Here is a 19,420-nt window from a genome sequence, read left to right as displayed (position 1 = left end):
GGGGATGGAAATGAACCTAAAAGAGCTTTTTAAAGATACTATACGAGGGGGATGATTCATGAACGCCAATGTTAATGAGGTTAGACAAGCCCTGGAATGGGGGCTTATACCCGCCGTTCCGGTGCCGCGAAACCGCGAGGGGCGAATTCACCTGCAGGCGCAGGAAACTTACGCCGGGTATCTTGCGGAGCAATCGATTGCCGGGGTGGCCGTTTGGGCACATACAGGGCGCGGCTTACATATGGAACGTTTCGAGCGAATGGCGGTGTTGAAGCAGTGGAAATCCGCGCTTGGAGCGTCTAAGCTGCTGGTTGCCGGCGTTGGCGCAATTCCCGATCCCCGGCGGCTGGGCTCTGCGAAGATCAGCCAATGGCAGCAGGACAGCTTGGCCATGGCAGCCGATGCGATCCAGGGGGGAGCGGATGCGCTGCTTGTTTTTCCGCCTTCGCTGTTCCGGGAGCTCCCGGACGCAGAACAGGATGAAGCTATCGTAGAATATCATCGCGAATTATCGAGGTTAGGCGTCCCGCTCATTTTATTTTATTTGTATGACGAGGCCGGGGGGATTGGCTATTCCGCTGAGGTATTGCGGGCCTTGCTGTCTCTGGACATGACGGCAGGAATCAAACTGGCGACGCTCGACAGCGTCATGACGCTGCAGGACGTATCCGCGCTAATGTCTGAAGAGTTCCCGGAGCAGCTGCTGCTCACAGGGGAGGACCGGATGTTTGGCTACTCCTTGATGCGAGGGGCTCGCGGCGCTTTAGTGGGGTTGGGTGCTGCATATCCGAACATCCAGCATGATTTGATGCAGGCGTATGCATCGGGGGACTTCGAGCGGTTTATGGAGTTATCCGCCCGGGTGGACGGCTATGCGGAACGAACGTTTTTCCGCCCGATGGATAAGTATATTTTGCGCATGCTTTGGTGTCTCGTATTGTCCGGTGTGATCCCGGAGGAGGCGGCAAATGACCTCGCCGGATACGAGATGACCCGGCAAGAGATCACCTCTCTTCACCGGGCCATTCAAAGGTATCGGTTGTATTAAACCATGCCTGCGGTTAGTCCTGCGGCCAAACGGCGGTGATGTGGCGGTCTAGGTCATAGGCCGAAGCCCAGTAGTAGCCGGGGGCCACGATCCGCTGCGGCAGAAACCCAACTTCCCCGGACGGGAAGGACAGCGCCTCGGACGAACCGCTGGCGATGCCGTCCGCATCGGTCACCATTTCGATGTAGCGGCCTCCGCTCTGCGTAAACCGTCCGTAAACCGTGGCAGGCACGCCTTCGCCGGTTTCCAGATCGACAACTTGCAGTTGGACGACGGCCCTTGTACCGTCATAGGTCACGCTCATTCCGCCAACGATCATCGGCCGCAGATCGGTATAGGAGGCTGCCGTCGTGGCGGATACCGCCGGCGTGGTGGCCGGCCCGATATTGCCGCTGATGTCCGCGGACGCGACCTTATAGTAATAAGTTGTATTCGGCAGCAACCCCGTGTCCATATACGTCAAATTGCGGGAGCTTCCGGCCACATGGGCCTCATCCGGCGTAAAGTCCGGTTCCGTTCCGCGATAAATCAAATAATGCTCGATGTCGGAATTGTCCGTCGCCCGCCCGTAGCTTAATTGTATCGTGTGGTCGTCAATGCTTGTGACCAGCGGCGGACCCGGCAGGGCAGAAGGCGGCTCCGTATCTGCGGGATCCACGCGCCACAGGTAGCCGCCCGGGCCCCAGATGGATGGCAGCCAGCGGATCGAGTCGTAGTGATGCATGGCGATGCCGGCGAAGGCGGGATCGTCCTGGAACGCCGCATACACCTTATCCAGCTCGGCCTCCATATACGTGCGCCCTTCTTCGCGGAACGTGATCGTTTCCGGATCACCGCTGTTTGCGATATCCAGCGTTTCCACGCCAATGACCACCGAATTGGGCTTGCCGATGGCATTGGCGTAGTTGAGCTCGCCTTGCGCTTGGGCAATGATGCCGACTCCGCCATCCGCTACGTCGCGATAGTCCATAATCGAGATATAATCGCTGAGATCCTGAACATGCTCGGAGAGCCATTTGGTTTGCCCGTTCCATGTAATCTCTTTGGCGCCTTCGCTGCTGTCAAACCAGCGGGGAATCGCCGGGCCAAAGGGCAGGTCAATGCCGGCGGTGTTCCGGCGATCGATCATTTTTTGCAGCACATCCAGGTATTGCAGTTGAACGGAAGGCTTCTCCGCATTAAACTCCGGCAGGATGTACGGTTCGATATCTACGTTAACGCCATCAAAGCGTTCTTCTGGCGCAGCAGCGATATTGTAATTGATGATTTTCTCAATTTCTCGTACGGCATGTTCATGAAACGGCGACAAAGCTCCCATGTGGCGGCGTCGTGCCGCCGGCGATGCAGGCGTGCACCTGATAGCCGTTATCATGGGCCCAGCGTACAAAATCGCGTACCTTGTCGGGGGACTCTTCAAGGATATCCACCCCGCCGTAAGGGAACATGCCGATATAGAAGGTTGTGATGGGGTCGGAATCAAACGTCGCCGTGTCGTCGGCAAGGGCTTTGAGCGCGGATCGGGAGCCGGGGTTCAGAAAGAGGTTGTAGGCAGCTTTTTCCCAGATCCACATCGCTCGATCTTGTCTTTCCAACGTGATTGGCTCGTGGGTTCCTTTGCCTGTGGAGGCATAGACGGTCATACTGCGGCCGATATTGCCATATTCGTCGGTAGCTCGGGCTTCCAGACTGGAGGTTTTGTCGCCGAGCCCTTTCGTATTCCAGACATATTTGTAGACGTTTCCGGTCTCTTTCGCGGGTTGCCAGACTCCGCCGTTCATCCTCACTTCAACCGATCGGATGCGGTTTCTGGAATTGACGCTGACTTGAATTGAGGTGGAGTTTCCTTTCAGCTTCGCCCCGTCAAGCGGGTTCGTGATCGTGACGTGAGGTTTTGCGATCTGGGGATTATCGACGTGGACTGTAATGGGCTGACTCGATACCCCGTATCGGGTTGTGCTTTGGGTCCCTCTGGCCAGCAACGTAATCTCGCCATCATACCGGCTGGTATCCAGTTCAGCAACCCATACGCCCGAGGCCTCGCCTTGTTCGCTGTTGATCCGGGTTGGCAGTTGATCGGTGCCATTGACGATCAGGACGATGTTGTACGCCTCCGTGTATTGGCCTGATACGGTGAGCGTTCCTACTTCCACTTCATCTCCGTGGGCAGGGGTGTCAATCGTTACGAGGGAAGCAGCTGAGACCGTTGATAGGGAGCCAAGCGGATAAAGCGGAAGTAGAGAAGCGATGCAAAGAGCGGCGAACAGCTTAACAAACCTTTTTTGCTTAGCAAATAACGCAAACATTTTGATCTCCTCACTTCCTTCTTTAAAATGATGAGACATTTTTTACCATTGTAAACGCTTTACAAATAAGTGAATAGTTCCGTAAATCGTCCGAAAAAGAAGGCTTGTCCAGTTCACAACAGAGAGGTTGCCGCAGAAGAACAGAAAGACGCCTCTATTCACGAGGCGCTTCATGATTAGTAATTTCAATTCGCTTGCTATTCTTTGATTCTCCTAAAAATAAGCAAAAACGAAGAATAGAAAAAAACTCACACAGATTAAGGAGGTGCTATATTTTAGGAGAAGTAAATGATTTAGCAAGTTCCACTCCACGCCCCAACGATCTGCTCCATCACTTGAACGTTTCCGGGACCGAACGATGCGATACCGGGGGAGCTTTTCAACTTTAGACTCCATGATGTTCCTTCCTAATAAAGGATTGATCTATTCCTCCCGAATCTAACATGAACTAAAATGATTTACCTCAAAAAGATTAATTTTCAACATTCGACAATTTCCCCGCACGAGAGTGTGTATAATTTCGTTAAGAGAAAACAAGCCCAGGGTTTGCAGAACAGGGCGGACACCAATGAATCCAACGATATTTCAAGAAACCATCCGCTCCAAACAGGAATCCATGCGCTATGCGGGTACCTAATGAACTGGTAAACCATAAAGCGGTCCCGCGCTTAGATGATCATATCCGCGATTTTATCTCAAAGTCCCCATTGCTATTTATGGCGACGAGTGATGCTGCGGGCAATTGCGATGTTTCTCCGCGAGGGGATGAGGCTGGCTTCGTATTGGTCTTGGACGACCAGCATTTGGTCATTCCTGAACGGCCGGGTACAAACGGTTTGACTCTTTGGACAATATTTTGGAAAACCCGCAGATTGGGCTGATCTTTGTCATCCCCGGGTTGAAAGAAACGTTGCGCATTAATGGACGTGCATGCATGCATCGTCAAGGATCCGAAGCTGATGGAGCGAATGAAAGCCAAAAACAAGGTGCCGTTACTTGGAATTGGCGTGCAGGTCGAGGAATGTTACATCCATTGTGCCAAAGCATTCATGAGATCGCAGGTATGGGAGACAAACACGTGGTTATTGAAGGATGCTTTGCCAAACCCGGCAGCGATTCTGGCTGAACATACGAAGAAGCTGGGCAAATCGCAACAGGAAATTGAACAATCGTTGCAGGACAGCTATAAGAACCGGTTGTATTGATCAAGTCATGCTTTCACGAACCAGATGAAGGGAGCGGTAATGACATGTCGATGAATCAGACCGATACATGGAAAGGGAAATCGAAAACAACAAGATCACGAATCCGTCCCTGCCGTTGGGCCGCTTGCTTGCTTCCTTTATCCATTGTGCTGTCCATTAGTGTAACGGGGTGTAGATTCACCGATCTTTCTGAAAGCCCCTCTCCGTCTGGCGATGGGCGGGATCGTCCTGTGGTTAGCATCGTCATCTCCAACCTCGGCATGACCTTCCCCGAAGGCATGGACGAGAACGATAACCGCTATTTGAACTATATCGAAGAGCAAACCGGCCTGGACGTCCAGGTCAATACGCCCCCCACCGAGGTCTATGATGAGAAATTGGATGTCATCATGTCCTCGGGGAATCTCCCCGACATGCTGCACGCCTATGAGCCTGTATGGTTCGACAATTATGTCAAGCAAGGGGCGCTCCTGCCGTTGGATGATCTTATTGATCAGTACGGCCCCCACCTGAAAGCGAAAATCCCCTCTGAAGTATGGGACAGAGTGAAATACGGCGGCAAAATTTATGCCGTTCCCAGCTTAAATGAAGTGACGGGCATCGAATTGATGTACGCGCGAAAAGATTGGTTGGACCGGCTGGGCCTGGATCCGCCGAACTCGCTGGATGAGTATTACGAGGTGATTCGTGCCTTTGCTCAGGACGACCCGGACGGCAACGGTCTGCAGGATACCGTGGGTTTGACGTTCACGGCCAACCTTGGACGGTCCTCACCGTTTTTTGGCGCCTTCGGAACGCAGCTGGATACCTGGTTTGAACGGGACGGACGGTTAGTATATGGCAATATCCTGCCGGAAACGAAGGAAGCGCTTGGCTTTCTGGCCCGGTTGTATCAAGAAGGATTGCTGGAACGGGAGTTTCCGTTAAACCTTCAGACGAACCTGTCTGAGAAGATCGAGTACGGGAAGGTGGGGCTGTTCTCCGCAACCTGGTACGATACACGCGGCCCGATTGCGGCCAATATGAAACGCGACCCGAACGCCCGCTGGATTCCCTTAGAATATCCGACAGGACCAAAGGGGGACAAAGGGGTATACGGGATCGATGTCATCCGTGGATACAACGTGATCCCTGCCAGTTCGCCGCATGCGGCTGAGGTCATTCAACTGCTGGACTTTATCGCCAGCGATTATAAAACGTTGAAGCTTGGCTTTGAGAATGAAATTTGGCGGCGGGAAGGGGATCGGATTGTGACGGACTTCGCTCTGCATGACGAGAGTCTGTACCGCGGGATCTATCAGTCCTTGGTGGACGTTCCCGATGAGACGTTGTTTAAGCAGCGGCTGGATTCTCTGGGGGATTTTAACTTGTATAACAATATCCAGACCATCCACCGCAATATTATGCCGAACGCGTTTTACGGAATTCCGACCCCAGCCATGGGAAAATACAACGAAAATCTAAATCGATTGGGGGACGTATTTGTCAAAATTATTTTAGGCATCGAACCGTTGGATGCGTTCGACCGGTATGTCGAGCAGTGGAAGGCGGCAGGAGGGAGTGAAATTACGAAAGAAGTGAATCGCTGGTACGAAAGCGAGAACAGGAGATAAGGCAAGCTTCTCGGCTTGGAAGGGGGAATACGGTGATTCGATGGATTGTGAACCGGTTTTCGCACCATATTCAATTCCGGTTGACCGGATATTTTATTCTCATTTTGCTTCCGCTGGTCTTGATCAGTCTGTTTGCGGTGGAGCGGTCGCGGGATATTCTCTATGATCAGGCGGTGCAGCGGACCGAAACGGCCCTCTCCTCGGCAATGAACCATTTCGACTTGGTCTTTCAGAACGTCGAGGAGATTTCGACGCTGATCGCCGGCGACCCGGCAATGAATGCGCTGCTGAACGAAAGCGGCAGCGATTTTTCGCCGCAATCCATCTTGGCGTTCTCTTCCATTTTGGAACAGTTGTCGAATTCGGTCTCAGTGAACCGGTATATCTCACAAATTTCCGTCTATCATCCCGCCTCGGGGATGCTGATCTCCACCCATTACGGAGGCAAGCAACTGGCCGGGGACGCGCAGAAGGAATGGTTTGTGGAAACTGCCCGCCGCAACGGGACAGGGATTTCTTACGTTAAGGCCGATTATGCCGTGACGGACGAAGTGACCTTTGGGCAATTAACGAACTCCGACAGTATCTCGCTGCTAAGGGCGATGGATTTGTATAACAGCAATCGGCAAGCCAATTTATTGGTCGTGTCGTTCAGCAAGAACAAATTATTAAACATTATTAAAACGCTGCTGCCTTCCGAAAACAGCCGGATCGTCCTGTCGAATGAACGGGGGGAAGTGCTGCTGGAAGTGGGCAAGCCTTCGGCGATGCATCTGCCGGATCAGGATATGACCGTCACCATCGATTCCTCCTATTCGCCCTGGCAGCTGACATTGGTTCAGCCAAAAAGCGAGCTGTACCGGGAGACGGATCAACTGCGGCTGTTTACTTTTTCAATTATTGGGCTGAGCTTAATTCTGGCACTGATCGTTTCCTGGGTGGTTTATAGCGGAATTGCCTCCCCCGTACTGAAATTGGCCAAGGGGATGAGGCGCTTAAGTAACGGCGAGCTTAACGCACATGTCCGCACGAACCGGAAGGATGAATTCGGTTTTTTGATTCAATCTTTTAATCGCATGGCCCTGGTACAGAAGCATTTAATCGAGGACCATTACGAGCAGCAACTGCGGCTGAAAACAACCGAACTCCGGTTTCTGCAGTCGCAGATCAACCCGCATTTTTTATATAACACGCTGGATTCGATTTACTGGATGGCTAAGAATTACGATGCGGAGGAAATCAGTGAGATGGTAATGAATCTCTCCAGCTTTTTCCGGCTGAGCCTGAACAAAGGACGGCAGGAGTTTACGGTCGAGGAGAGCATCGCTCACTTGAACTATTATTTACGGATTCAGCAGCTTCGCTTCATGGATAACTTCCAAGTGGAATACCGGATTTCGGAGCAAAGCAAGCGGATTCCGCTGCTCAAGCTGCTGCTGCAGCCGATTGTGGAGAATGCCATCATCCATGGGATGGAGGGAAAGGAAGTGGGCGGTTATTTAGTTATCTCCAGTTGGGTGGAACAGGAGCATACGCTTCACATCCGCGTGGAGGACAATGGGCCGGGGATTGAGGAAGAACGGCTTCACTACATTCAACAGGAGCTTGACCGGATGGATCTCCGCAAGATCGTGGCCTATTCACAGGATGAAGAGCAGGTGAAAGATTTATTTGGCCTGCGGAATGTGCTGAGCCGGATGAAGCTGTACTACGGACCGGAGGCACGGCTGACCGTACAAAGCGATCCGGGGGAAGGAACGACCGTTACGTTATCGATTCCATTAAAGGAGGGACAGGATGAATCTGATGATCGTGGAGGACGAGCCCCGGCTGCGGCAAGCGCTAGCCTATAATATCATGTGGGAGTCGCACGGGATCGACATGATTGGTACCGCAGCAAACGGTTTGGATGCGCTTAGGCTCATGGAGCGCAAGAAGCCGGATCTCATGCTGATCGACGTGCAAATGCCGGGCATGGACGGATTGGAGTTATTGCGGGAGCTTAAAGGTCGGGGCTTACTCAACCGGTTGATGAAAATCATTATTTTAAGCGGACACGACAATTTTGAATTTGCCCAGATTGCGCTTAAGCATGGGGTTTCACGGTATTTACTGAAGCCGGCAGGCGAGGCGGAGATCTTGGAAGCGGTCTTGGATGCCAGACGCCAGCTGCAACAGGATCTCGAAGAGTGGCGGCGGCAGGCCGCTTTGGAGAAGCAGTGGTGGTCCAACCTGCCGCATTTGCAAAACCTGTTCTTCCTTCAGTGGGCGGGCGGCAAGATGGGACGGGAGGAAATTCTGGCGAAAAGCCATGAACTGCACGTTCCGCTGCATCGGGAGGATCGGATTGCGGTTGCGGCGGTGGAACTGGACCCTTCCCCGAAGGAGGAAGAGACGACGGAAATTCAGAAGTTTACACTCCAGTTGCTGGCCAAGGAGCTGCTAACTCCACCGGATTGGTGGATCGCCGCCAACTCAGACATGAATCTGATGATGGTCTGCGTGATTGGCCCCGAGGCCGATGCGAGCGAAGCGTTGCTGCGCATGAATGCGGACTTGTCCCAGCTGCTCTCGCGAACCAAGGAAGTGCTGCAACGGACTGCCAGTGCGGGCCTTAGTGCGGCGGTTGGTCCGTTGGAGGACCTGTCATCCTTGTACCGGCAGGCTTGTCATGCCCTGCAGGAGCGAGTTGTGTACGGGCATGACTTAGTGATCCCATATCGTGAAACCGCCGGGGAGACCGTTCGGCCTTTTGCGATCGAGCCCCATCTGGAGAAGGAGCTGGAGATCGGGCTGGAGACCGCAGATGAGTCCAAGGCGATGACAGCTTTGCAGGGGATATGGGATGCGCTGGTTTCGAGAATGGCGTCCTCGGACGATTTTCACGAGGCGGTGCTTTTTGTGCTTGGCTTGTTTGCCCGGATGATTCAAAAGCGGGGGTGGACGACCAAGCAGGTGCTTGGCGACGAGGCGAAGTATATCCAGAATGTGAGTCTGCTGAGCACCCAAACGCAAACTTGGGCGCTGCTGACGAGAATCGTGCAACGCATCATAGCCTACGTGAAGGAGCAGCGGAAAGCGAGCAGCCACCAGGTGGTGAAGGAGGTCCTTCGTCTGGTGAACGAGGAAATGGATCAGGAACTGACACTGCACATGGTAGCGGATCGCATATATATCAACTCCTCTTACCTCAGCCGGCTGTTCAAGCAGGAGATGGGAGTAGCCTTTTCAGATTACGTCCTCGAGCGCAAGATGGAGCGAGCCAAGGCGCTGCTGCAGGAAGGGCACAAGGTCTATGATGCCGCGCGTTCAGTGGGTTACCGGGATGTCAGTTACTTCACCAAGGTGTTCCGCAAGTACTGGGGAGTAAACCCCGGGGAGTGTAAGGGTTAGTTTAGGTTAAGCTTCGGCTTGGCCCGACTCCGGGCTGTGCCTGGCTTGGGGCGGGGGATGTGTGGTGCTGGGTACCAGTTGTTAGAAGTCTGATGCAAGGGCGGTGGCAGGATGTTGGGGACCACTTGGTGCGTGGAGCTGCTGTTGGGTACGTAAATGTGGTGTGGTGCTGGTGGTTAGGTGCTGGGTGTTTCGGGTTCGCGACAGTAGTTCAGTTCTAACGCTTGTGAGTAACGCTATTTGGGTCTTTTCGACGTGGTTTGAAATCTAACGCTGATCAGAAAGCTTATTTCCCGATTTTCGGCGGAACAGGGGCGGTTTTTCCGTGAATAAGCTCTCTCGTAAGCGTTAGAATCTAAAACCCCCCGATTTTCGCGAAATAAGCGCCGTGGCAAGCGTTAGAGAGAAATGAGCACGGAGAGAGCCTACCGAGCAGCTGGCTGTGTCGGACCTGGGTAGGAAATGAGCACGGAGCGAGCTTACCGAAACAGCTGTATTTCAGGTCTGCAACCGCAGTTTCAGTTCTAACGCTTGTGAGCAACGCTATTTGGGGATTTACGGCGTGGTTTGAAATCTAACGCTGATCAGAAAGCTTATTTCCCGATTTTCGGCGGAACAGGGGAGGTTTTTCCGTGAATAAGCTCTCTGGCAAGCGTTAGAATCTGAACTCCCCCGATTTTCCCGAAATAAGCACCAGGGCAAGCGTTAGCGAGACATGAACACGCACGGAGCATGCCGACGCTGGGCAGAAACAGCTGACAAGTGTGCTTAACTCTTACGTTACGTCATAGATAATAATTCACCCTAAGTAGACCGATTCAGATTTTGAAGTTCATAGGTTTACTTTATGTAATTGGCTCAAGATAGATTACTTCTTTGCCCTGTTGGGTAGCATAATCAATTTCTCTTCTTGTGCTTTCACCAATGTATCCATTGACATTGATCACGAAGATTTCGTCTGACATATCGATTTTGTGATAGTGAAGATATTCAAAGAGTTTAACTTGTTCTTCGGTTACTTCGATATTATCGCTTTGCTCGAAAAAACCAAGACTAAGTACAATTCTGCCTTTTAGGGTCAAATTAGCTTCTGCCTCACGGAATTGTTTTTTGAACTTTGTTGAACCACATAAAGTCACTACGATTGGTTTATTATGTTGCGAAAAATCGTTCATACAGGTCCCCTTATTCATAATATTCTTTCGGAATTCGAGTTACTGACTTTTACTGCTTTCACTTACAAATCCGATGAGCGAATCAAATACTAGATTTTCTTTACGAGGCTATTATGTATAACCTAGGCCAAACCGTGAAATTAAATATATGCTCCACACTAATGGAAGCCGCAAGGCTTCTTTTTTTTTGCCCATGAAAGACTCAGAAGCCATCATTTTACCACAAATAGTAATTGAACTCTCCTACTCAGCCCGCCGGTCGGATTTTACAATATGTTCACAAGATGGTCACAAGTGGACGATGGAGAGCGAAAGGGGGCAAGCGGATGCAAGTAAAGACCAGAGCCGGGGTGGAATCGACCCAAACCAAAACACCTCAAGTGAAGCGAAGCTATTGGAGGCGGTTAGGACTTGACATCCGGAAGGAATGGGATCTCTATCTCATGCTCGTGCCGGGCATTTTGTTTATTTTGCTGTTTAAGTATACACCAATGTACGGAATTACGATCGCCTTCAAGGATTTTAATATTTTCAGCGGTTTTGCAGACAGCCCTTGGGTGGGGTGGAAGCATTTCGAGCGGCTGTTTACGTCGCCGGATTTTGCCCAAGTATTCAGAAATACGGTCATCATCAGCTTTCTGAAGATTGTCATCTTGTTTCCATTACCTATCGTGGTTGCTCTGATGCTCAATGAGATGCGAAATATGATCTTCAAGCGGACGGTGCAAACCGTGATCTATCTGCCTCATTTCCTGTCTTGGGTGATCGTTGGCGGGTTGTTTATGGATTTACTATCGACGAACGGAGGGATTGTCAACAAGGCGCTAACTGCGATGGGGATGGAACCGATCGCTTTCTTTCTGGACAACAGCGTGTTTCGCAGCGTCCTGATCACTTCGGCGGGCTGGAAGGAAACCGGCTGGAGTACGATCGTCTATCTGGCGGCGTTCACCACCATCGATCCGATGCTCTATGAAGCCGCAAGGATGGATGGAGCCGGCAGATGGAAGCAACTGTGGCATATTACCCTGCCGGGGATCGCGCCGGTCATCATCCTGATGTTTATCTTGCGGCTCGGCAGCGTGCTGGAAGCCGGAACGGAACAGATCTTGGTGATGTACAATCCTGTGGTCTATCAGGTGTCAGATGTCATCGGCACGTATGTGTACCGCCGAGGGCTGGGCAGTCAGGATTACAGCTTTTCCACGGCGGTAGGGCTGTTTGAGGCAGTGATCTCCTTCACGCTGGTCATTGCAGGGAACGCAGCCAGCCGCAAATATCTGCAGCGCGGGATTTGGTAGGAAAGGGGGAGCCCATGACATGGATCATAAACAGGCCTTAGAAGGATTGCAGCCGCGCGGTGTGATTAAAACCTCGTTTTCCGAAAAATGTTTTACCGTTTTTAATTACGTTTTCTTTATTCTGTTGGGCCTGACGACCTTGCTTCCGTTCGTCAATTTGCTTGCCAAGTCCTTAAGCAGCGAAAGCGCCGTGATCTCAGGAAGAGTGGGGTTGCTGCCGGTAGGGCTTCAATTTGAGACATATCACTATGTGCTTCAAGACTCCATGTTTCTCAATTCGCTCAAGGTGTCCGTCGCCCTGACGGTGATCGGGACAACATGCAGTTTGTTTCTGACGACGCTCACGGCTTATCCCTTGTCTAAAGTACGGCTGCGCGGACGAAAAGGGATCTTGTTGATTTTCGTTTTTACCATGTTGTTCAGCGGCGGGTTAATTCCCACCTACCTGCTGATGCAGAACCTGAACCTGGTCAATTCCTTTCCCGTCTTATTCCTCCCGGCGATGGTAAACGTCTACAACATGCTGATTATTAAAAACTACTTTGAAGGCCTTCCGGAAGAACTGGAGGAATCGGCCAAACTGGACGGGGCGGGGAATATCCGGATTCTCATGTCGGTCATGCTCCCCTTGTCGCTGCCGGTGCTTGCTACGATTGGATTGTTTTTTGCCGTGGCGTTCTGGAACGACTACTTCACCGCCATGATCTACATCAGCGATCCGGCCATTAAGCCGATGCAGCTGTATTTGAAGGAGCTGCTCGTCTCCTCCAGCGGGGACTTCCTGAAAGATAACATCGATGCGGCCATTAACACTACCCCGCAGTCGATCCAAGCTTCTTCCATTTTGCTGGCGACCATTCCGATTCTGCTCGTGTATCCTTTCTTGCAAAAATACTTCGTTAAAGGCGTGCTGGTTGGTTCAGTGAAAGGCTGAGGCGGCATGGATCGGTTAAGGCTGCATCTGAAGGGAGGTGATGTGCTCCGCTTGCAGTAGAACCCCAGTAGAAACCCAAAATCAACCGATTTGAAGGAGGGTATATATGAATTTAAAAATGAAAAAAACGTCAGTGGTACTTACCGCCATCTTTGGCTTTGCCCTGGTGCTGTCCGGTTGCGGCGGCGGAGGAGGAACGTCAGAGCCTGATGCGACTGAGCCTTCGGGGGGGACGACCAACGCATCAACAGAAGGAAATAACAGCGGGGGAAGCACAGACAAACCGGATTTGCGGATGATCATGCAATACGGGTTGTTTGATCCGAAGACCGAATACGTGGCGAAATACATCGAGGAACGAACCGGGTTTCATGTGGAATACGAATTGCTGCCGGCGGAGAACGCCGATGAGAAGCTGAACTTGATGGTATCCAGTAAAGAAAATTATGACATCGCCAAGCTGAATGCCGCCCAGTTCTACAATCTGGCTTCGGCGGGGGCGCTCGAGCCGATGGATGAGCTGCTGGAGGCCCATGGGAACTATATTACACAGTCGATCAAGCCCGAGTCTTTCGCCAGCGCCACGATCAACGGGAAGATTTACGGGATTCCCGAAACTGGTGCGGGCGTGAGCATCGGTGAAGAGCTGGTCGTTCGCCAGGATTGGCTGGATGAGCTGGGCTTGTCCATCCCAACGAACCGCGATGAACTCTACACGGTGCTCAAGACGATCAAGGAGAAGAAAAATGTCATCCCGCTGACGATGAGCAAGGACTCCATTTACGGCGATATTGCGGCCACCTTTGGCGTGCTTACCGATTGGAAGGAAGTCGACGGCAAGCTGGTGCACCGGGCGGAACAGCCGGAGATGAAAGAATACATTACCTTCATGAACAAATTGTATAAGGAAGGATTATTGGACACCGAAACACCGCTGAATACCGCTCAGGAATCGATCGAGAAGTTTTCCGGCGGCAAAGCAGCGATGTATAAGTTGGCGTGGTGGAATGCGGGATCTGCGATCGCGGCGTTGCAGAAGAACTTCCCTGAGGCCAAGACGTCGATCGTTCCTTATCTGAAAGGACCGGACGGAAAAGCTGTCGTTGGCGCAAAAGCAAATGTGACGTGGTACATCGGCATTCTGAAATCCTCCAAGCATAAAGAAGCGGCGATGGATTTCCTGAATGCGAAGCTGGAGCCGGAGACTTTCAAAGGGATCGCGCTTGGTCAAGAAGGGGTTCATTATGAAGTGAAGGACGACAAATATTACCCGATTCTCCCGATCTTTAATGAACAGTTAAACAATGCGAGCAACTTCCTGACCGGCGTGGACGAAGAGAAATATCCGATCTACTGGCAAGCCCGCGTGCGGAAGGATCCGGTGCTTCAGGCACATTTTGAAGCGTTCCAGAAAAATGCGGAAGGTCTGGTTGTCGTAGACCCGATGTCTACCGCGCCGCCAATTGAAGCCGTGTCCAAAAATCTGCTGAAGCTGACGACCATGCTAGATGATAATGTGCTGCAGTTTATTTCCGGTGCGAAGCCGATTGAGCAATACGACCAATTCCTGGCGCAATGGAGAGCGGAAGGCGGAGCCGACATGGTTGCTGCGGCGAACGAATGGTTCCAGTCAACGAAATAAGCCATCCTCGGATAAAAGGAGGCATCTGGATGAAACGTATGTTGCAGAGGCGAATGGCCGGGGTGATTTGTCTCACTTTACTGGCGGCGTTGTTCTGGCCAGGGATGCCCATCGCCTCCTCGGCCGCAGGTACGGAGGAACTTCCGAGGGCGGAAGAGACTTCAGGGGAACCGGTTCAGTTTGTAAAAGAAGAAGGCGGTATTTCGCTTGAATTCACGGACATTAACGCAGCGGGTGCCTCGCTGGAGGAAAAGACCGATTACCTTGCCTTGTTCACGAGCGGGGCGACCGTAACCGATGCCGCGTATGAGCCTGTGTCGGAGGTACGGGTTGCGGAAGGGCAAGTGGCCGTCACCGTTGATGCCGAAGGGATCGTGCAGGAAGTCGTTGGTCCCCTAGATGATCCTCCCACAACATGGGATGCGGAGCGAATGCTCCCGATTCCGGAAGGGGGATACCTCGTGCTGGCTGGAGGGAAGAGCTCTTGGGACGAGTCGGCATATCGACCGGCGCTCTTTCAGGAGTATCACCTCGGGGATCAGGTGAAGCTGATGCGTGCGGGGGTGGAAGTGACCGCGGCGGATTTTATTCCGGCAACGCCTGATCCGGACCCGGAACCTGCTCCAGAGCCTCCACCTGCCGCCGAACCGGAACCTGATCCTGAACCGGATCCCGATCCGGAGCCAGCGCTTCCCGAGCTCATGCTGTTAACGGAAGACCAGACGATCGTGGACATTCCTGTCATCGAAGTTGCCGGGTTTGTGGCGAATTATGATGAGCAGCTGGAGCTTGGCGTTACGGTAAATGGGGACCAGGTCGAGTTATCAGCGGATGGGGTTTTTCGTGAAAATGTGTATTTAAGTGCGGGAGCGAACGCAGTAACGGTCATCTTACTTCAGGCCGGGGAGGAATTGGAAAGGGAGATATTGACGATTATGTATGAGCCGTCGGAGAATCAGGACTATATCGAAGTTGAAGCCGCACCCAAAGATATCTCCATCGACATTGATGGACCGCGGATCAAGATCGATTACGTGGATAAAGACGTGACTGGCGTGCCCAATATCGTTGCGTTGTTTACTAGAGATTACGGCGAATCGATCGAAATTCCACAGTTCAATGTGGCCGTACAGGTCGATGCTAACAACCGGGTTTTGCAGGTGATTAACCCTTCAATTAACGGTCAGCCTCCCGTATGGACCGGGCCGACCCTCCTTGAAATTCCGGAGGAAGGTTATGTACTGATGGCGCAGGACGACAGTTATGCTGGCAATTACATCAAGCGTTTCCTCGCAGAAAATTTCAAAGTGGGAGACATCATCAAGCTTCGCAAGAACGGAGAAGTCGTATCCGTCCGGGATCTGATGAGCGGGAATGGCCCGATCGCCCGTCTCAAGGTAAACAATCAGCGGATGTATACGGTGACGGAGGACCACACGATCCTGTCGGGGATCATCGAGAATATCGACGATCCGGCGGCCATCCAGCTGCTGGTGAATGGGACTTCCGTTCCTTTTGAGGCGGATGGATCCTTTAGCTATTCTTACCCTTTAACGAAAGGCACCAACTATATCGAAATGAGGGTATTAAAAAACGAGATCGAGCAGGACCGTCGGGATCTGGCGGTGTTTGCCCGGGATCATCTTGCCTCGGACAAAGAAGTCATTTTATGGGTCGATCAGGCCTCCAATGCGAAAAAGTTTCAAACCAGCGAGCAGGTGCGCGCTTTTCTTCAAAAGGCCAAGGATAGCGGAGTCACCTCCATCGCCTTGGATGTGAAGGGCGTAGAAGGCTATGTCTCGTACAAGAAAAATGACTTGACCGGAAGGCCCTACGTCAGCGAACTTCAAGCTCCCGGAAGAGCAGGAGCCAATCCGGACTTGGATCTGCTGCAGGAATTCATCGATCATGGCCATGATTTAGGGTTGGAAATCCATGCGGTGGTTAACGTATTTGCCGAAGGGTCTATCGCCTATAACGAGTACGCCGTGCTGAATGATCACCTGGACTGGGAAGAGCGCGTGCACTACGCGGAAAACAACGGTGAAATCAAACGGCTGCGGGAAAGCGCGAAGCAGGGCTTGGTCGCCTTCGTCAATCCGGCAAACGATGAGGTGCGCGAGTTCGAGCTGAAGACTTTTGAAGAGATTCTCAAAAATTATGACGTGGATGGCGTCGTACATGACCGTGGACGCTACGACAATGAAGGTGCAGATTTCAGCGAGGAAACGCGGGTCAAGTTTGAGCAGTTCTTGCTCCAGCGCGGCAAGCAGCTGAACGACTGGCCCAATGACATTTTTTATTATGAAAATAACGTCAGAGTGGATGGCCCGCTCATCCAAGATTGGTGGGAGTTCCGGTCAGGTGTGATCCAGAGCTTTTTTGGCGAAGTGAAGTCGCTGGTGGATTCCTACGAGGCTGGGTCGGGAAGAACGATCAAGGTGTCTTCCTACGTCGGTTCCTGGTATGAGACGTATTATCTCAACGGGGTGAACTGGGCGAGCAAAAATTTCCGTATCCATCCTTCCCTGGGCTTGCCGGTTGAGTCGATTTATACACCGGAGTATTACGATACCGGGTACATCGAATATCTAGATTTTCTGATGATTGGCGCTTATCAGACGACCAGTCAGGAGATTCAGAAGTACATTACCCTTGGGAACATCGTGACGAATGGCGAGATTCCACTGTATGCGGGGATTGCCCTAAACAATGTACAGCTTCCAGCCGTTCAGCGGGAGGTGTTCCAGGCGGGCCTGAGAACGACAAACGGACTCATGCTGTTCGACGCTTCCCAAATTAACTGGGCGATTGCCAAGGCGTCGCTGGAGGACCGCGAATGGGTGAAGGATTACCAACTGGGCATGAGCTTGCCGGATCGTCCTGATACGTTCCTCGAAGGCCATTATTACAACGTGAACCGGGTGGAAGGTAACATTAATGTGCTGACGGACGCGTTTGGAACGACAACGGGAACGAATCATTTTGGCGTTGAGGTGGTTGTGGATGATACGGGCGTCGTCACCCGCGTGGCCAACCGCAATCAAGCGATCAATTGGAGTTGGGGAGCGCCGGAGGAGAATAACAGCGTCATTCCGCCAGGCGGCTTCGTCATCTCGACCATTGATCCATCGGGAGTTAGAACCAATCGGCAACTTGTGGCCAACGCTTATGAGGTTGGCGATCAGGTTCGTTCCGCCGTCTTAAGCGGCCTGATGGATGATGCGTTGCGAGAAACACGGGACAGCCATTATCCGTTGGAAGGCACGGTTGAGGTGCTTGGCCCAGGAACGCCTTCCGTGAAAGTAAATGGGGAGTCCGCGTCCGTTACCCCGACCGGAACTTTCTCAGCAAACGTCCCGTTATCGCCAGGGATCAATTTCGTCCAAGTGGATGTATATGTGGATGATCTGAAAACGAATAGCCAGACCGTGCAGATCATTCGCACATCCACCGGGGATGGCGGCTCCAATCCTGGCCAGCCGGGATCGTCGGGCGGCAGCAGCAGCGGTACGACGCCAACCCAGCCGGTGAAGCCGGAGCGGCTGGACGTTGTGAAGACTACGGCGGAGAATGGACAGCATCTCGTAGACGCTAAGGCCGAATTGTCGCGGATGCTTGAGGAGGTCAAAAGTCTTCAAACGAAACCGGCCCAATCGCAGCAGCTTCAATACAGCTTCACTGAATCCGCCGACGTCCTCACCCTGCACTTGCCAACCGCGGGATTGGAGGCAGCGGTGAAGGAGTTGCCAAATGGCGTTATCCTGCTGGAGTCGCCGTTAGTAGGCAGGCTGGAGCTGCCGGTTCAGGCGTTAAGCGAGTCTCTGCAACTGCGGGGATCTGCGGACAGCTTGCATATTCGCCTCAGTCTACCTGCGAAAGCGCAGGAAGAAGAGCTTCACCGCTTGTTGCCGGATCAGGCTGCACCGCTTGGATCGCTGCTGGAGGTGTCCTTCTTTTGGGAGCAAGGCGACACCTTAACTGAACTGCCAGCCTTTAAGGGAGCCAATGCCAAGTTTACGGCTGCACCGCTGTCAGGTTCCGTCTCTGCCGGTACGACCACCGTTCTTCTTCTGCAGCCTTCTTTGGGCAGCTACACGTTTGTGCCTGCGGTGATCAAGGAGGAAGGCGGTAAGGCCCAGATCACGTTCCGGTTGAAGGCAAGCGGCATTTATGCGGCGATCGCGCACCGGAAGACCTTTACGGATCTGAACGGCCACTGGGCGGCTGACGAGGTAGGGATGTTAGCCTCCAAAACGGTCATCCAAGGCACCTCCGATACGGAATTCAGCCCCAATGCACCGATTACGAGAACCCAATTTACGGCGATGCTTGTCCGTGCCCTCGGTTTGACAGGACAGCAGCCGAATCCGAGCGGGGGCTTCACCGATGTAAACCCGGGTGCGTGGTATGCGAGTGCGGTATCGACGGCGGTAGAACACGGGTTAATTGAAGGTTTTGCCGGCGGAGAGTTCCGTCCGAACGAGCAAATTACGCGTCAACAGATGAGTGTGCTGCTGGTTCGTGCGTTGAAGCTGGCAGGAGCCGAGGTTCCTCTTGGAAACCCGAGTTCCACGCTGGCTGGATTCGAGGATCGCAGCCAAATTGGAGCTTGGGCTAAAGAAGCCGCAGCTATCGCCGTGGAATCGGGCTTAATGAAAGGGCGCGGGGATGGCGATTTTGCCCCCGAAGCATCGTCTACCCGTGCAGAAGCAGCGACGGTGCTTGCCCGAATGTTGCGGATGGCGGGGCTGATCAATCCGTAAATGGAACGCAAAATGCCAGCCTGCGGAAGGCTTCATCCGC

13 protein-coding genes are annotated in these 19,420 nt (G+C 52.6%); 10 read left to right on the top strand and 3 right to left on the bottom strand.

Annotated features, from left to right (window positions below):
- Positions 1-58 precede the first annotated feature (58 nt).
- Complete coding sequence (locus M3G15_RS15285) at positions 59-1,048, top strand: dihydrodipicolinate synthase family protein (RefSeq protein ID WP_260071419.1); 990 nt, start codon at positions 59-61, stop codon at positions 1,046-1,048.
- Between the two features lie 13 nt (positions 1,049-1,061).
- On the opposite strand, the gene M3G15_RS15280 is transcribed toward M3G15_RS15285, so the two are convergent.
- The gene (locus M3G15_RS15280; protein ID WP_260071418.1) at positions 1,062-2,366 is read right to left on the bottom strand and encodes a fibronectin type III domain-containing protein; all 1,305 of its coding nucleotides are present in this window, start codon (positions 2,364-2,366) and stop codon (positions 1,062-1,064) included.
- Entirely contained in the window at positions 2,341-3,351 is a 1,011-nt protein-coding gene (locus M3G15_RS15275; protein WP_260071417.1) for an Ig-like domain-containing protein, read from the bottom strand. Before M3G15_RS15275 ends, M3G15_RS15280 begins: the two co-directional genes overlap by 26 nt.
- Before the next feature lie 623 nt (positions 3,352-3,974).
- Between M3G15_RS15275 and M3G15_RS21700 the strand changes: the two genes are divergently transcribed.
- Genes M3G15_RS21700 through M3G15_RS15255 form a run of 5 tightly spaced genes read left to right on the top strand, consistent with a single transcriptional unit; the run spans position 3,975 to position 9,562 of the window.
- A complete protein-coding gene (locus M3G15_RS21700) occupies positions 3,975-4,232 on the top strand; it encodes a pyridoxamine 5'-phosphate oxidase family protein (protein WP_397376633.1) in 258 nt (85 codons plus the stop codon).
- A gap of 39 nt (positions 4,233-4,271) precedes the next feature.
- Positions 4,272-4,556 carry a PNPOx family protein gene (locus M3G15_RS21535; protein WP_311202288.1) on the top strand — a complete coding sequence of 95 codons (285 nt, stop codon included), beginning with the start codon at positions 4,272-4,274 and terminating at the stop codon, positions 4,554-4,556.
- Positions 4,557-4,600: 44 nt separating this feature from the next.
- Positions 4,601-6,169: an extracellular solute-binding protein gene (locus tag M3G15_RS15265; RefSeq protein WP_260071416.1), complete on the top strand. Its 1,569-nt coding sequence runs from the start codon at positions 4,601-4,603 to the stop codon at positions 6,167-6,169.
- A 32-nt stretch (positions 6,170-6,201) separates the two neighbouring features.
- The gene (locus M3G15_RS15260; RefSeq protein WP_260071415.1) at positions 6,202-8,022 is read left to right on the top strand and encodes a cache domain-containing sensor histidine kinase; all 1,821 of its coding nucleotides are present in this window, start codon (positions 6,202-6,204) and stop codon (positions 8,020-8,022) included.
- Entirely contained in the window at positions 7,967-9,562 is a 1,596-nt protein-coding gene (locus M3G15_RS15255; RefSeq protein WP_260071414.1) for a response regulator transcription factor, read from the top strand. Before M3G15_RS15260 ends, M3G15_RS15255 begins: the two co-directional genes overlap by 56 nt.
- Positions 9,563-10,407: 845 nt before the next feature.
- Here the strand turns inward: M3G15_RS15255 and M3G15_RS15250 are convergent.
- Positions 10,408-10,737 carry a TIR domain-containing protein gene (locus tag M3G15_RS15250; RefSeq protein WP_009222869.1) on the bottom strand — a complete coding sequence of 110 codons (330 nt, stop codon included), beginning with the start codon at positions 10,735-10,737 and terminating at the stop codon, positions 10,408-10,410.
- A gap of 326 nt (positions 10,738-11,063) precedes the next feature.
- Between M3G15_RS15250 and M3G15_RS15245 the strand changes: the two genes are divergently transcribed.
- The 4 genes from M3G15_RS15245 to M3G15_RS15230 all read left to right on the top strand — a co-directional run bounded on the left by M3G15_RS15245 (position 11,064) and on the right by M3G15_RS15230 (position 19,380).
- Entirely contained in the window at positions 11,064-12,038 is a 975-nt protein-coding gene (locus M3G15_RS15245; RefSeq protein ID WP_260071413.1) for an ABC transporter permease, read from the top strand.
- A 19-nt stretch (positions 12,039-12,057) separates the two neighbouring features.
- A complete protein-coding gene (locus M3G15_RS15240; RefSeq protein ID WP_260071412.1) occupies positions 12,058-12,972 on the top strand; it encodes a carbohydrate ABC transporter permease in 915 nt (304 codons plus the stop codon).
- A 106-nt stretch (positions 12,973-13,078) separates the two neighbouring features.
- A complete protein-coding gene (locus tag M3G15_RS15235; protein ID WP_260071411.1) occupies positions 13,079-14,614 on the top strand; it encodes an extracellular solute-binding protein in 1,536 nt (511 codons plus the stop codon).
- Between the two features lie 29 nt (positions 14,615-14,643).
- Positions 14,644-19,380 (top strand): S-layer homology domain-containing protein, encoded by a 4,737-nt coding sequence (locus M3G15_RS15230; protein WP_260071410.1) that lies wholly within the window; start codon positions 14,644-14,646, stop codon positions 19,378-19,380.
- Positions 19,381-19,420: the final 40 nt, after the last annotated feature.

The organism is Paenibacillus sp. p3-SID1389, assembly GCF_025151705.1.
Taxonomy (GTDB): domain Bacteria; phylum Bacillota; class Bacilli; order Paenibacillales; family Paenibacillaceae; genus Fontibacillus; species Fontibacillus phoenicis.
This window is presented reverse-complemented; position numbering and strand designations above follow the sequence as displayed.

Coding starts and splice junctions, on each gene's coding strand:
- M3G15_RS15285 (WP_260071419.1), top strand. CDS start 59: ATGAACGCCAATGTTAATGAGGTTAGACAAGCCCTGGAATGGGGGCTT.
- M3G15_RS15280 (WP_260071418.1), bottom strand. CDS start 2,366: ATGGGAGCTTTGTCGCCGTTTCATGAACATGCCGTACGAGAAATTGAG.
- M3G15_RS15275 (WP_260071417.1), bottom strand. CDS start 3,351: ATGTTTGCGTTATTTGCTAAGCAAAAAAGGTTTGTTAAGCTGTTCGCC.
- M3G15_RS21700 (WP_397376633.1), top strand. CDS start 3,975: ATGCGGGTACCTAATGAACTGGTAAACCATAAAGCGGTCCCGCGCTTA.
- M3G15_RS21535 (WP_311202288.1), top strand. CDS start 4,272: ATGGACGTGCATGCATGCATCGTCAAGGATCCGAAGCTGATGGAGCGA.
- M3G15_RS15265 (WP_260071416.1), top strand. CDS start 4,601: ATGTCGATGAATCAGACCGATACATGGAAAGGGAAATCGAAAACAACA.
- M3G15_RS15255 (WP_260071414.1), top strand. CDS start 7,967: ATGAATCTGATGATCGTGGAGGACGAGCCCCGGCTGCGGCAAGCGCTA.
- M3G15_RS15250 (WP_009222869.1), bottom strand. CDS start 10,737: ATGAACGATTTTTCGCAACATAATAAACCAATCGTAGTGACTTTATGT.
- M3G15_RS15245 (WP_260071413.1), top strand. CDS start 11,064: ATGCAAGTAAAGACCAGAGCCGGGGTGGAATCGACCCAAACCAAAACA.
- M3G15_RS15240 (WP_260071412.1), top strand. CDS start 12,058: ATGGATCATAAACAGGCCTTAGAAGGATTGCAGCCGCGCGGTGTGATT.
- M3G15_RS15235 (WP_260071411.1), top strand. CDS start 13,079: ATGAATTTAAAAATGAAAAAAACGTCAGTGGTACTTACCGCCATCTTT.
- M3G15_RS15230 (WP_260071410.1), top strand. CDS start 14,644: ATGAAACGTATGTTGCAGAGGCGAATGGCCGGGGTGATTTGTCTCACT.